The 13031-nt window shown below is 63.7% G+C and carries 11 protein-coding genes and 1 pseudogene; 5 read left to right on the forward strand and 7 right to left on the reverse strand.

Annotated elements, in window-relative coordinates; all coding sequences use genetic code 11:
- Window position 1: 1 nt before the first annotated feature.
- Window positions 2-1694: pseudogene (locus GJ630_RS03285) on the forward strand (potassium transporter TrkG).
- 16 nt (window positions 1695-1710) lie between these two features.
- Here the strand turns inward: GJ630_RS03285 and GJ630_RS03290 are convergent.
- Complete coding sequence (locus GJ630_RS03290; protein ID WP_014040258.1) at window positions 1711-2070, reverse strand: hypothetical protein; 360 nt, start codon at window positions 2068-2070, stop codon at window positions 1711-1713.
- A 73-nt stretch (window positions 2071-2143) separates the two neighbouring features.
- Window positions 2144-3679, reverse strand: coding sequence for a TrkH family potassium uptake protein (locus GJ630_RS03295; RefSeq protein WP_050038002.1), 1536 nt, complete (start codon window positions 3677-3679; stop codon window positions 2144-2146).
- Window positions 3680-3951: 272 nt separating this feature from the next.
- On the opposite strand from GJ630_RS03295, the gene GJ630_RS03300 reads away from it, so the two are divergent.
- Both GJ630_RS03300 and GJ630_RS03305 read left to right on the forward strand, forming a co-directional pair.
- Entirely contained in the window at window positions 3952-4392 is a 441-nt protein-coding gene (locus GJ630_RS03300) for a universal stress protein (protein WP_050007113.1), read from the forward strand.
- The gene (locus GJ630_RS03305) at window positions 4389-6653 is read left to right on the forward strand and encodes an amino acid permease (RefSeq protein ID WP_050038003.1); all 2265 of its coding nucleotides are present in this window, start codon (window positions 4389-4391) and stop codon (window positions 6651-6653) included. Before GJ630_RS03300 ends, GJ630_RS03305 begins: the two co-directional genes overlap by 4 nt.
- Window positions 6654-6665: 12 nt before the next feature.
- Here the strand turns inward: GJ630_RS03305 and GJ630_RS03310 are convergent, their stop codons facing one another.
- The 4 genes from GJ630_RS03310 to GJ630_RS03325 all read right to left on the reverse strand — a co-directional run bounded on the left by GJ630_RS03310 (window position 6666) and on the right by GJ630_RS03325 (window position 11147).
- Complete coding sequence (locus GJ630_RS03310; RefSeq protein WP_050038004.1) at window positions 6666-7088, reverse strand: hypothetical protein; 423 nt, start codon at window positions 7086-7088, stop codon at window positions 6666-6668.
- A gap of 17 nt (window positions 7089-7105) precedes the next feature.
- Window positions 7106-7858 (reverse strand): hypothetical protein, encoded by a 753-nt coding sequence (locus GJ630_RS03315; protein WP_064288006.1) that lies wholly within the window; start codon window positions 7856-7858, stop codon window positions 7106-7108.
- 45 nt (window positions 7859-7903) lie between these two features.
- Window positions 7904-10570: an alkaline phosphatase PhoX gene (locus GJ630_RS03320; RefSeq protein WP_064288007.1), complete on the reverse strand. Its 2667-nt coding sequence runs from the start codon at window positions 10568-10570 to the stop codon at window positions 7904-7906.
- A gap of 289 nt (window positions 10571-10859) precedes the next feature.
- On the reverse strand, window positions 10860-11147 hold the full coding sequence (locus GJ630_RS03325) for a hypothetical protein (RefSeq protein WP_014040264.1): 288 nt from the start codon (window positions 11145-11147) through the stop codon (window positions 10860-10862).
- A gap of 87 nt (window positions 11148-11234) precedes the next feature.
- Between GJ630_RS03325 and GJ630_RS03330 the strand changes: the two genes are divergently transcribed.
- Window positions 11235-11525 (forward strand): PadR family transcriptional regulator, encoded by a 291-nt coding sequence (locus GJ630_RS03330; protein ID WP_023843250.1) that lies wholly within the window; start codon window positions 11235-11237, stop codon window positions 11523-11525.
- Between the two features lie 87 nt (window positions 11526-11612).
- Window positions 11613-11867, forward strand: coding sequence for a hypothetical protein (locus GJ630_RS03335; RefSeq protein ID WP_064288008.1), 255 nt, complete (start codon window positions 11613-11615; stop codon window positions 11865-11867).
- Here the strand turns inward: GJ630_RS03335 and GJ630_RS03340 are convergent.
- Window positions 11864-13012 carry an acyl-CoA dehydrogenase gene (locus GJ630_RS03340; protein ID WP_050038008.1) on the reverse strand — a complete coding sequence of 383 codons (1149 nt, stop codon included), beginning with the start codon at window positions 13010-13012 and terminating at the stop codon, window positions 11864-11866. The two genes, GJ630_RS03335 and GJ630_RS03340, sit on opposite strands and share 4 nt — an antisense overlap.
- Window positions 13013-13031: the final 19 nt, after the last annotated feature.

The raw sequence follows: 13031 nt of genomic DNA on the forward strand, positions 1-13031 counted from the left end.
CATGTCGCGACGGAACGGCGGGCTACTCCCGACGGACCTGAAAACAATCGCCCGTGATATCGGCTCGCTCCTGCTGATGGAGGCCGGGCTGATGACGATTACGGCCGCCATTGCGCTCGGCTTTCAGGAGTTTCACGCCGCTCTCGGGTTCTTCACCGCGGCCGGGGTGACCGCCGCCGTCGGCGGTCTCGCGAACCGTGGGTTCACCGACGCGCCGGCCCCCAGATGAAACACGGCATGGTCATCGCCGCCGGCGGGTGGCTGCTGGTCGCCACGTTCGGCTCGCTGCCGTTCCTGTTGACCGCGTGGTTCACGCCCCCCGCCGTCATGGATACGTTCGTTCCAGTCGGAGCGGACACGAGTACGTGGGAGCCGATCAGGGTCGGCGGGACGACGACGCTCTCCAGTCTGGCGTACTTCCGGAACCCGCTTCACGCCTTCTTCGAGAGCATGAGCGGATGGACCGGGAGCGGCCTGACGATGGCGATTCACGAGCCCTCGCTCCCCCGCGCAGTTCAGTGGTGGCGGTCGTTCATCCAGTACGTCGGCGGCGTCGGCGTCATCGTCCTGACCGTCTCCATCCTCTCGCGGCCCGGCAGCGGCAGTTACGCGCTCTACCAGAGCGAGGCCCGCGAGGAGAAGATTCACCCGAGCGTCGTCTCCACCGTCCGAACGGTCTGGAAACTCGTCGTCGGCTACACGGTGCTCTCGTTCGCGCTCCTGTTCGGTGCCATCCTCGCCAGCGATAGCGAGTACGCCGAGTCGCTCCCCCTGTGGGAGGTCGCCTGGCAGGCGCTCAACCACGCCATGACCGGGCTCACGACTGGCGGGTTCTCGGTCACGGACAACTCGATTGCGACGTACAACTCGCCGCTCGTCGAAACCGTTCTGTTGCCGATCATGATTCTCGGTGCGGTCGCGTTCCCGGTCCACTACGTCGTCTTGCACGACAGGCAGATTCGCGAACTGGTGTCGGACTTACAGACTCGCTGGCTGTTCATCCTGCTCGCGCTCGGCGTCGTCGCGCTCTCGGCACAGAACGTATGGTCCGTGCCCGCGACGACTGAGGCGTTTGCCACCCAGTCGTTCCTGCCGTTTTCGGTGCCGATGCTCGACGCCGCACAGCTCGATGCGGTCCGGGACTCGACGTTCCAGTGGGTCAGCGCCCTCAGCTGTACCGGGTTCCAGTCGGCCCCGATCGGCCGCTGGCTCGCTGGCGGGAAAGTGCTCGTGGTCGGCGCGATGGTGCTCGGCGGCGCTGCCGGGTCCACCGTCGGCGGCATCAAGATCATCCGTGGCTACACCATCGCTCGCGGCATCATCTGGCAGTTCTCGCGGGTGTTCCTCCCGACGAACGCGGTGATTACGGCCCGCATCGGGGACCGGACGCTTGACCGCGAGTCGATGGAACGGGAGTTCAGCGAAGCGGCCATCGTCACGCTGCTGTGGCTCATCATTCTGGTGACCAGCAGCGTCGTCCTCACCAACGTCGCGGGACCGGAGTTCGCTACGCCGATGCCCTGTTTGAAGTCGCCAGCGCGCAGGGGAACGTCGGCCTCTCCTCGGGCATCACCGGCCCGTCGATGTCCCCGCTCGCGGAGGGGATGTTCGTGCTGAATATGTGGGTCGGCCGGCTGGAAATCATCCCGATACTCGTGTTCATCCGCGCTGGACTGTACGGGCTGGAACCGTAGTTGAGCGGGCGGCCCCTTACTCTCCGTCGTCGGGATAGACCTCGCCGAGGAACATCCAGCGTGCCTTCGTTCCACCCTCGGGCCGGGATTCCTGTTTGACGTGGTAGAGATACGGACCGTGGGGACAGTCGTCACAGCCCTGAGCACAGGAAGCCAGCTTTACCACCTCAGTGTAGCCGTCGCGTTCGGTTGCCCGGATGATGTCTTCGTTGGGACCCGGTTCTATCGGCGACGCCGTCTCGTCGTGGAACTGCAGCAGTTCCTGCGCGTAGATGATCGTGTTGCGGAGTTCTTCAGGCGTCAACTCCGGTAGGTCCGTCGCCACCCGGTCCGGAACCCCCTCAGGTGGTGTCGGTTCGTCTGCAGGACTGGTCATACCGAAGTCTCCGTCGGGTAGGTACATAACTGAACTGCCAGCTAGAACTGCCGACGGAACGAGTCTCCCGGACTCACTCGTTCCAGAACGCGCCGGTGAATATCACGAACACCGGGATGATCTCCAGTCGACCGATCCACATCAGGAATATCATCAGCAGTTTGCTGGTCTCCGGGAAGAGTTCGTAGGTCCCGAACGGCCCCAGAAACCCGAACCCGGGACCGATGTTCCCGATGGTCGCCAGGCTTGCGCTGATGGCTTCGAAGACAGTCAGGTCGAGCCCGACACGGCCCGCATCGAGGAGGAGAAACACTGTCGCGACACCGAACGTGAGCAGGTACAACAGCGTGAACCCGTATATCGCGTTGATGACGTCCTCGTCGATGACCTGCCCGCCGAGCCGAACTGGTTTGACAGCGCTGGGATGAGCTGTCGTGAACAGTTGGCGTCGGATGCTCTTGAGCACGACCAGCCATCGGACTATCTTGACACCGCCACCGGTCGACCCTGCGGAGCCACCGATGAACATCGCGAACAACAGGACTCCCTTTGCGGTGTTACCCCATTCGGCGAAGTTACTGGTCGCGTACCCGGTCGAGTTCAGCAGCGAGGCGACCTGGAATGTGGCTTGCCGGAGCGAGTTCTCCAGTGCTCCCTGTGTCACACCGCCGAGTTCGAGCGGCGGCGCGGACCCGGTAAAGAGCAGTCCCCAGAGGATGACGGCCACGCCGGCGTTCGCACCGAGGTACGCCTGGAGTTCGCGGTCCTGAAGGAAGGCGGCGTACTCGTCCTGTAACAGGAGGTAAAACAGCGCGAAGTTCATCCCGGCGATGAGCATGAACGGGATGACGACCCACTGGACGGCCGGTGAGAAGTAGGCGATGCTCTCGGCCTGGGGGGAGAACCCGCCGGTGGGCAGCGTCGTGAACCCGTGTGCGACGGCATTATACGCATCCATGTTCGGTGCGTAGCCCGTGTAATGGAGGCCGAGCAGAATGAGGATATACAGAACGGTAAAGCCCAGATAGAACAGCCAGAGGAGCCGTGCGGTTTCGGCTATCTTCGGCGTCAGCTTCTGGAGTTCGGGGCCGGGCGCTTCGGATTCGATCAACTGCGCCCCGTTGACGGCCGCTTCCGGAAGAATGGCGACCATCAGAACGATGATACCCATCCCGCCGAGCCACTGGGTGAGCTGTCGCCACATCAACAGCGCATGCGAGTGGCGGGCAAACGAGATTTCGTTGGTGACAGTCGCCCCGGTCGTCGTGAAGCCGGACATCGACTCGAACAGCGCGTTCACGGGTTCACCGAGCGCTGATTCGGTCCCGTACCCGGCGATAACGTAGGGGATCGCGCCGATAACCGCGACAGCACCCCAGGAGAGGCCGACGAACAGCAGCGCCTCGCGTGGCCCGAGTTCGTGACTGTCGCTGGCTTGCTCCAGCGCTATGCCGAGCGTGATGGCGATCGCGATAGAAATCAGGAAGACGACGGTATCTTCTCCGTACAGAAAACTGATCCCGAGCGGGACCAGCATTGCGACGGCGAGATACTTGATTACTGTGCCGGTCAGGGCGACACTCTGTCGCCAGTCGACGCGAACCGACATCACTGATCACCGACCATTAACTGACGCTCACACTCCCGATATGAAAAAGCCCCACGTTCCAACAGCGCTGCTTCTGACGGAGATACTCGGGAACAGCGCTGCTGTAGGGTTTTCCCTTCCGCCACGGAACTCGCTATATACTGACAGGTACCGATCCGAGTGTTCCGTTGACGACGATTGGTTTTCCGAATTCGAATACCTATATTTAAATAAGGTTCGAATATACGATATAAGTAGACACATTCTTACCGACCTATCTACTCCGTCTGTGTATGAACAGTAGCACCAACGAGACAACCACGGACATTCTTGCACATGTCTTGCTACCGGTTGCCAACGAGGACGACGGGCTTACGACGGCGACTGCGCTCGAACCGTACGAGCCGGAGCAGGTGACGGCGTTACACGTCGTCGAAAAAGGCGAGGGTGTTCCGGACAAGACGCCAGTCGAGCAGTCAGAAGAGCTGGCGGCAGAGTCGTATGCGGCCGTCAGGACGGTGTTCCCTGACGCCGACGACCGCACCGCGTACGCTCGGGACGTCGTCGAGGCTATCTTCGATGTCGCCGAGGAAGTCGAGGCGAGCGCCATCGCATACCGGTCCCGCGGTGGTGGTCGCCTCATGCAGTTCCTCTCCGGTGATCTCTCGTTGAAGCTTGTGACGAACGCGGAGGTACCGGTGATTGCACTTCCACAGGCGGACTCGAAGGAATGAGCGACGAAGAACTGGCGAAAGACCTCGGGCTGGTGTCGGCGATGACCATCGGCATCGGGACGATGATCGGTGCCGGTATTTTCGTCCTGCCCGGCGTGGCCGCGAACGCGGCCGGTCCCATCGTCGTCGTCTCGTTCGTCGTTGGTGGACTGATTGCGATGGTGAACGCGCTATCGGTTTCGGAACTCGGCACGGCGATGCCGAAGGCGGGCGGCGGGTACTACTACATCAACAAGTCACTCGGGCCACTGTTTGGCTCGATAGCCGGAATGGGTGACTGGATGGGCTTGGCCTTCGCCTCGGCGTTCTACTGTATCGGGTTCGGCCAGTATCTCGCCGTCTTCGTCCCACTCCCTGAAATCGCCTTTCTCAATCCCATTCAGATAGGGGCGCTCATCGCTGGGGCGATATTCGTCGCCGTCAACTACATCGGCGCAAAGGAAACCGGTGGCATCCAGACGGTGATTGTCTTTATCCTGCTCTCTATTCTCACCGTCTTTGCCATTGCGGGCTTCTTTTCATTCGACTACGCGACCCTCGCCGGCGAGGACGGGCTCGCCCCGTTCGGGACCGGCGCGATTCTCCCGGCGACGGCGCTCGTATTCGTCTCTTTCCTGGGGTACGCAAAGATTGCGACCGTCGCTGAGGAACTCAAAAATCCGGGTCGGAACCTGCCGATTGCTATCATCGGAAGCGTCGGCATCGTGACCGTCATCTACGCCATCCTCGTGTCGATGATGCTCGGCGTCGTTCCGTGGCCGGACCTCAGTCAGGATGCCCCGGTCGCACAGGCCGCGGAGGTCGCGTTCCCGGCATCTATCGGACCGATAGGCGGCGTGGCCGCCGGTGCCGCGGCGATTATGACCGTCGGCGCACTGCTGGCGACAGCGTCCTCCGCGAACGCGTCGATTCTCGCCTCGGCCCGGATCAACTTCGCAATGGGCCGGGACAAGATCGTCACGAACTGGCTCAACGAGATCCATCCCAACTACGCCACGCCCTATCGCTCGATTCTGGTCACCGGCGGGCTCATCATCGTCTTTATCGCGTTCCTCGGACGGGACATCGAGGTGCTGGCGAAGGCGGCCAGCGTCCTCCACCTCATCGTCTACGCCCTGATGAACGTGGGACTCATCGTCTTCCGCGAGGCCGACGTGCCGGAGTACGACCCGGATTTCACCGTGCCGCTGTACCCCATCACGCCGATACTCGGTGCGGTACTCTCGCTCGGCCTCGTCGCGTTCATGGACAGTATCGAGATTGCGCTGTCGGCCGGATTCGTCCTTGTCGCGGTCGCATGGTATTTCGTCTACGCGCGCGGCAAAACCACACAGCAGGGTGTGCTCTCCGACTACATCAGCAACCGCGAGGAGCAGCTCCCGGACCAGGTGGTGAACGCCGCCGACGCGGTCGCACCGAACGGAACCGGGGGACCGACGATCATGGTGGCACTTGCGAATCCCCGCACCGAGAGCGCGCTCATCACCCTCGCAGGTGCGCTGGCGAAACACGAAGGCGGACGGGTGCTCGCGACCCACATCGCGACGGTGCCGGACCAGACCGCGCTCGAAACCGCCGCCGCGAACCGGAACCAGATAGACGCTACCTCGGAAAGCCTTCTGGACGCCGCCAAGGCCGACGCGGAGGCCTTCGATGTGCCGATAGAGACGAAGACGATCCTCTCACACCGCGGCATCGGGGAGGTGTTCGACGCGGCCCGGACGAACAACGCCGACACCGTCGTGATGGGCTACGGCGGCACCCAGTTCGCCGGCGGTCGCGCCGAAGGCACGCTGGACGAACTGGCCCACGACTTGCCGTGTGACTTCCTCGTGCTGGACGGGCAGGACCTCGACCTCAGTGACGTCCTGGTTCCGACCGCTGGCGGTCTCTCGTCGGACCTTTCCGCGGAGGTCGCCAAAGCGCTCCAGGAAACTGTCGACGTAGCCGTCGACCTGCTCCACGTCGTCGACCCCGGTGCAGAAGAGAGCGGTCGCACGTTCCTGCGCGAGTGGGCGGCGGAACACGACTTGACCGACGCCGAGATACGCATTGAAACCGGTGACATCGAGAGGACCATCGAACGGATCGGCCGCGACTACAGCCTCGTCATCGTCGGCGCGACGGAACGAGGCCTGCTATCACGCATCGTTCGCGGCTCGCTGGTGTTCGACGTCATCGAGACGCTCGATACGCCGGTCCTGCTGACCGAGCGCCCGTCGTCGCGTTCCCTCCGAGAGCGGCTGTTCGGTCGGGAGTAGCCACACGGCGTGTCAGGCGTGGCCCCGTTCTTTCGCCCCTTCGCGGATTTTCTTCGACCGCTTGCGGACGCGTGAGACGTACCGTTCGATTTTCTCCGGTTTCTCGCCGTAGAACGACGCGGCCCAGTGAACGTCGACGCCGTCCTGCGTGAGGAAGTACGCCACGAGCGTATCACGGCCAGCCTGTATGACTGTCGGCGGCACGCCGCGGTCGCCGGTCCCGGCCTCCTGGAAGCCGTTCACGTCGAAGTACACGTCGGCGTACAGCGTCGCCATCTCGGGGTCGGCGAACTCGATCCCCTGGTGGTCCGGGGCCTCGAATCGGTAGCGCGTGTCGCCGTCGCCTGTCGTTCGCTCGACGATACGTACGTCGAGGATGTACTCGCGGTAGGTCGAGCTATCCGTCGGTGCAGCGGTGGTGTCTGGTTGTGGCATGGATAGGTTGGACTGGTCTACGGTCGTCGGCTCGTTCTGGCTGCGAGCGCCGCCACCGCGGCGAGTGCGGCAATGGCCAGCGCTATCGGGAGTGAACCGTTCGCGCCGGTCGTCGACTGGTCGCCGCCGCCCGCGGAGTCGCCCTCTGTGGCACCTGCGGCGCTCGCGGTGCCGGCTGACTCGGCTGTGGACTCGCTGGCGGGTGACGATGCTTCGGTCACGGCGGCCACTGTCTCCGTCGTCGCGCCCGGTGACACTGCGAGCGCCGCCGGTTCGGTCGCTGGCTCGACTGCGCCGCCGCCGTCGGCGTCGACCTGGTTCGATGCGACGGTCACCTGCGTCTCACCGCCGTCGACGCCGGTAAGCGAGACCGTCGCGAGTACCACGTCGCTGGCTCCGGGCTCGATCTGTCCGTCGAGGTCCGCCGCTTCGAGCGTGACCGTCCCGCCGTCTGAACTGACAACGGGGTCGGTCGTGAGTCCGAACCGGTCGGGGTAGCTCGCGTTCTCGAACCGGGCGACAGCGGGGTCGTCGACGGCGAGTTCGAGCTGGTAGCCGGCCAGTCCGTCCGGCGCGCTGGTGAGGACCACCGGCACGGCCGTCGTTTCGCCGGCAGCGACGGAGCCGGCCTCGATGCTGATTGTCGGCGTGCTCTGCCCTGTGGCGAGCGCGGGGACCGTCCCCGCGAGGAGGACGAGCGCGACGAGCGCGAGGGGGCGACTGGCGGTTCGGACGCGACCGCGTATCGAACAGGTGGTGTCGTCGGTCATTGTGTTGCTGTATCGAAAGATGGGAGGATGGCTCGGTCGCGGCAGTCAGTTGACCTCTTCGTAGAGCGCTGTCACGTCCGCGAAATCGATCTTGCCGTTCTCGTTGAAGTCGTACGCGCCGGTGTTCAACTGGATGCTGTCGGAGTCCATGTTCGAGAACAGCACCTGCACGTCCTCGTAGTCGAGACGGCCATTACCGTTGAGGTCCTCGAAGTGGCCGTCGCCGTCGGGATCGGTCGGCGCGGCGTCGCCGACGACCGTCTTCGGGCCGCCCACGACGATGCCGTTTCGGACCTCTGCCTCGATGGCGTTGCCGTTCTCGTCGTCCATCTGCTCGATGGAGACGGTCAGGTCGGTCGTGCCACCGCCGTTGGCGCGGACGTCGAGCGTTGCGAGTGGCACGTCCATCGCGCCGGACTGGACGTTCGTGTTGACGTCGGCAACCCGGATTGTCGCCGACGAGCCGTCGTCGCTGATGGAACTCTCGGTGAGTCCGAGCGCGTCGGGGAAGGAGACACCGGTGATAGACGCGATTTCGGGGTTCGAGACGCTGACGGTGAGCCGAGCGCCGGAGAAGCCAGCGGGGAGCGACGAGGCGGTCAGCGGGACGCTACCCGTCGACCCGCTGCCGACCGCGGCGGAGTTGGCGCTGACGACGACGTTGGGCTGGTAGACATAGAGGCCATCGTTCGGATACGAGCGGGCGGGGCCGCCGAAGCCGTCTTCACAGCAGATGACGCGGCCGTCGCGCATCGTGTAGACGTTGTCGATGTTCCGGAGCGCGTCGTTTGCGTCTTCCGGCGAGTCGGTGAAGTCGGGGCCGGTGATGACCGGTTCGAGCGTCGAGACGTTGTAGTCCGATTCCAGCACCCCGCGGTAGACAACGCCGCCGTCGACGCGGTCCATCTGGATGTCGCCCTCGTCGTCCGCGAGCGCGTCGTTGAACTCCGAAATGCCGAAGTAGATGAAATCGCCGGGCTGGGAGTCGTCGACGCTGTCGACGCCCTCGGCCTTGTTGAACTCGATTGACGCGCCGATTTCCTTGGCGGCCGCGCGGGTCTCCAAGAACGGGACGCGCCGGAGGTCCTCGTCGACGCCGTCGGGACCGTTGGCCTCGTACTGCTCGGCCCACTCGACGATGTCCTCGTTCGTGATGTAGTTCTGATTCCCGTTCTCGATGACGGAGAGATCGGCTTCCTTGATGGCCGCTTCGGTCACCTCGTCGCCGTCTTCCCAGTCAGCGTGTGCGCTGAGGTAGTCGGCCTGGGTCACGTCGTCGTACTCGGCGACCCAGGACTCGACCTCGCCGTTCGTGGCGTGGCCGAGTTCTATCCACTCGATTTCGAGCGGGGTCTGTGCAGGGGAGTTCCGCTCCCCGGCTTCGGCGGCGTTGGCCGCGTCGTTCGTGATCTTCGGTGCGTACAGCGTCCCGGCGACGTCCATTGGGTCGTCGTACTCCGGAATCGGCTCGTCGGCAACGAACTTGTAGATGCCCTTGCTGTCGCCGTCGGAACAGCCGTAGACGGTCCGCTGGTCGCCTTCGATGTCGGGTGCCTCCCACGAGGCCCGCCCCATCACGTAGTACTTGACCGCTTCGGGTTCGTCAGCGGTCGGTTCGCGGAAGTCGACGAAGTACCCGTACCGGTACGGGTTCGGATACACGTCGTCGAGCAGCGTCGTTGCGAGGTTCTCGCCGTCGCCCTGGTCATCGCGCTCCGCGCCGAGGTAGTACGCGAGGAACTCGACGCCGGTCAGCGCCCAGTAGCCCTGCGGGCCGAAGTTCTCGTCGAGGTCGCCGCTCTCGGCGTAGGACTCGATCGCGCCCGATATCTCGCTCGGATTCGGCCGGTTCCAGAACTGACATCCGCCGATGAGTCCCTCGCCCGACCCCGCCTCGACGATGTCGCTCACCGTCGCCGTCAGACTGACGCGGGGGTGTGCGTAGTTCTCCTCGGCGGAAATCATCGTCTCCCACGGACTGAGGTCCCCGTAGCAGTTGATCCGCGTCCCGCCGTGTTCACGGAGGGAGTCGGTGTTGGTCAAGTTCATTGCGTTCCCGGTGTCCGCACTCCACTCGCCGTTTTCGTCCTGGCTAAGGGGGACCCGCGAGACGCATCCGGGGCTGTTCTCCCAGTTCGTGAACAGGTATCCCTCGGTCCCCTCGTCGTTGGTCGGGACGAACTGATTACAGTCGGGGTTCGTCGCCGCACCGCCGTACTGGGTGCCAGCGAAGTTCTCCTGGGTGATATCCGTCCCGTCGGGCGTCTGGACTACACCGAGCCGTTCCGCCCCACCGTTGATGGGTTCGCGTCCCTGCACGAGGATTTCGTAGTCGCCGGCTGCGGACCGGACCTGACGCTGTTTCTCCTCGGTGTCCGGAACCCCCACCTCCGGGAAATCGTCGTTACTCCCGTCGAACTCGAACTGGAAGCCGCTGAAATAGCCCACCGCAGCCCGTCCAAACGGTTCGGGGTTCTCCCCTTCCGGGTGCTGGAGACTGTACAGTAGTGACCCGTCTTCGAAGACGAACGGGCCGGTCACCTCCGCACCGAACGCCGTCGTCGAGAAGCGTTTGAGACTCCCGGCGACGCTCGGAGCGCCCGGTGTGTCTGTCTCTTCGACCTCTTCCCCACTTGCCACGCCGATGACGCTGGCCCCAAGCGCAGCAGCCACCGACTGTGAAAGCACCTGCCGTCGAGTGAAATCGACCATGCGAGTGAGGGGTAGCAGTGATTATTAAAGCAAGTTTATAATATTCGTATGATGTTTTTAGAGCGGTCATATTGCCTCGGTTCGATACGTACTGCTAATGAATTAGACGTATCAGAAATAGTGCTATTTTGTCGGGATGGGTACTGAATAGCTCTGATTGCAGTCGTTCACGCACTGATTCGTCCTCACCTACGTACCAGTCCGCTTCGAGTAGCTGGCACAGTGTCGCCCCACTCCCGACCGAGTCACGAGTCAAACAAGTAGTCGCTGTGGCGGGCGAGCCGGGTGGCTACATCCCCATGTCGGCAGCCGGCTCTGGGACCGGAAGCACATTCGGGGATACGCCCAGCAGTTCCGCCGCGTGGTCAAGCGCCATGTCGAAGCCGTAGTATCGCTCCAGTTCGTCGCCGTCCGCGGTCGGTCGGACCTTCAGCATCGCGTACCCCTCGATGTTCTGTGCGACCGCGGCGCTCCCGCCGTCGCTCTCGAATGTCAGCAGCCGTTCCTCGTCGGTCTCTCGATAGGTGGCCGTGATACCGTCCGCTGACGCCTCGACGGGGAGTTCGGAGTCGGTCATCGGCGGCTCTAGGGAGCGGGGGTATGCGAACCTGGCGGTCCGCTCGGAACCGCAAACGCGAAACCGGACGGCTGTGACGAGACACATATGGCGAAGTGGCTTCAGAGCGGCCGTCGGCGCGATATGTGCGTCCTGCTGGCCGCCGCCGAGGACGGCGAACTCTCCGGCCAGCGGCTGAAGACGCGGCTCGAACGCCGCTACGACACGCGAATCGAACCGAAGAGCTTCTACGGCGCGCTCGACGCGCTGGAATCGGCCGGGTTCGTTACCCACCGCGAGGACGGCATCGCTGACAAGTACTCACTGACCGACGCCGGTGAGCGGCGGCTTCGAGACCAGTTCGAGTGGATGCGCGAGGCGCTTGGTGAGGACGGTTGACGGCGCTGCTTGCCAGCCTCTGCTGGATTTCGTTGCGCCGCCGTTGATGGGGTACCCTTTTTGTGACCGCTCCCACAGAACACAGGTATGTCCCTGTCCCGCTCGCTCCTCCTGGCAGGCTTGGACGCCCTCCCGTTCGCGGCGCTCGCCAGCGTCGCAACGTACGTCTTCGCACGCACAGCTGTTCAGCCGTCGGAAATTGTCGGGATGCTCGCCGGGACCGTCGGCGTGGCGGTACTCCTCGCGCTCGGAACAATCAGTGCGAACCGCTACCGTGCGGACGGAAAGCCGTTTTACTTCACGCGTGCGGTGGTCGTCGAAGGACTCCTCTCGATTCCCTAATCGAGAAGCTCGCTGGCAATGGTATTGCGGAGGACCTCGCTGGTGCCCTCGTAAATCTCGTTGAGTTTCGCGTCGCGGTAGAACCGCTCGGCCGGGAAGTCCTTCGTGTAGCCGTAGCCGCCGTGGACCTGAATGCCCTCGTTCGCCACTTCACGGGACACCTCTGAGGCGTACAGTTTGGCCTGGGCGGCCTCTTTGACGAACGACTCGCCGGCCATCTTCTTGTCGGCCGCCTGATGCATCAGCAGGCGGGCGGCCTGCGTTTTCGTGTCCATGTCGGCGAGCTTGTGCTGGATGGCCTGGAAGTCGCTGATGGGCTGGTCGAACTGCTCGCGGTCCTGCGCGTACTGCAGCGCCTCGTCCAGTGCGGCCTGGGCGATGCCGACGCCGCGGGCAGCGATAGTGATGCGGCCGCCGTTGAGCGTCTTGAGCGCGTGGACGAACCCGCGGCCTTCCTCGCCGAGCATACGGTCGGCGGGGATGCGCATATCGTCGAACCGCAGTTCGGCGGTCGGACAGCCCTTGTCGCCGAGTTTGTGCTCGGTCCCTTCGACGATGAAGCCGTCGTCCTCCTCGGGGCGGACGATGAACGAGGAGATACCCTTGTTGCCGGCCTCGGGGTCGGTCTTCGCGAACAGGACGACAGTGTCGGCGACGGAGCCGTTGGAGATCCAGAGCTTCCCGCCGTTGACCAGATAGGCGTCGCCGCCGTCGACCGGTTCGGCAGTGGTATCCATCGCCGGCACGTCACTGCCCGCGCCTGCTTCGGAGAGGGCGAACGCGCCGATCTCCTCGCCTTCGGCCAGCGGCGTGAGGTAGGTCTCTTTCTGAGCCTCGTTGCCGAACTCGTAGATCATGTTGCAGGCCAGCGAGATGTGGGCGGCGACGATTGTGCCGAGCCCGCCGCTTCCCCGCGAAATCTCTTCGAGGGCCATCGCGTAGCTGTGGTAGTCCAGTTCGGCCCCGCCGTACTCCTCCGGAATCGGCATTCCCATCAGGCCCAGATCAGCCATCTCGTCGACGAGGTCCCACGGGAACTCGTCGGTTTCGTCGATCTCCGCCGCCCGCGGCTTGACCTCGTCGTCGACGAACTCCGAGACCATTTCCTGTATCTGGCGTTGTTCCTGTGTGGGGCTAAAGTCCATGACAGATTCTAACGCGGGT

The organism is Haloarcula sp. CBA1122, assembly GCF_009741785.1.
Taxonomy (GTDB): domain Archaea; phylum Halobacteriota; class Halobacteria; order Halobacteriales; family Haloarculaceae; genus Haloarcula; species Haloarcula hispanica.

What these genes read in the sequence shown, in the direction of transcription:
- GJ630_RS03290 (WP_014040258.1), bottom strand. Translation starts at nt 2,070, where the DNA reads ATGACCAGTCCTGCAGACGAACCGACACCACCTGAGGGGGTTCCGGAC.
- GJ630_RS03295 (WP_050038002.1), bottom strand. Translation starts at nt 3,679, where the DNA reads ATGTCGGTTCGCGTCGACTGGCGACAGAGTGTCGCCCTGACCGGCACA.
- GJ630_RS03300 (WP_050007113.1), top strand. Translation starts at nt 3,952, where the DNA reads ATGAACAGTAGCACCAACGAGACAACCACGGACATTCTTGCACATGTC.
- GJ630_RS03305 (WP_050038003.1), top strand. Translation starts at nt 4,389, where the DNA reads ATGAGCGACGAAGAACTGGCGAAAGACCTCGGGCTGGTGTCGGCGATG.
- GJ630_RS03310 (WP_050038004.1), bottom strand. Translation starts at nt 7,088, where the DNA reads ATGCCACAACCAGACACCACCGCTGCACCGACGGATAGCTCGACCTAC.
- GJ630_RS03315 (WP_064288006.1), bottom strand. Translation starts at nt 7,858, where the DNA reads ATGACCGACGACACCACCTGTTCGATACGCGGTCGCGTCCGAACCGCC.
- GJ630_RS03320 (WP_064288007.1), bottom strand. Translation starts at nt 10,570, where the DNA reads ATGGTCGATTTCACTCGACGGCAGGTGCTTTCACAGTCGGTGGCTGCT.
- GJ630_RS03325 (WP_014040264.1), bottom strand. Translation starts at nt 11,147, where the DNA reads ATGACCGACTCCGAACTCCCCGTCGAGGCGTCAGCGGACGGTATCACG.
- GJ630_RS03330 (WP_023843250.1), top strand. Translation starts at nt 11,235, where the DNA reads ATGGCGAAGTGGCTTCAGAGCGGCCGTCGGCGCGATATGTGCGTCCTG.
- GJ630_RS03335 (WP_064288008.1), top strand. Translation starts at nt 11,613, where the DNA reads ATGTCCCTGTCCCGCTCGCTCCTCCTGGCAGGCTTGGACGCCCTCCCG.
- GJ630_RS03340 (WP_050038008.1), bottom strand. Translation starts at nt 13,012, where the DNA reads ATGGACTTTAGCCCCACACAGGAACAACGCCAGATACAGGAAATGGTC.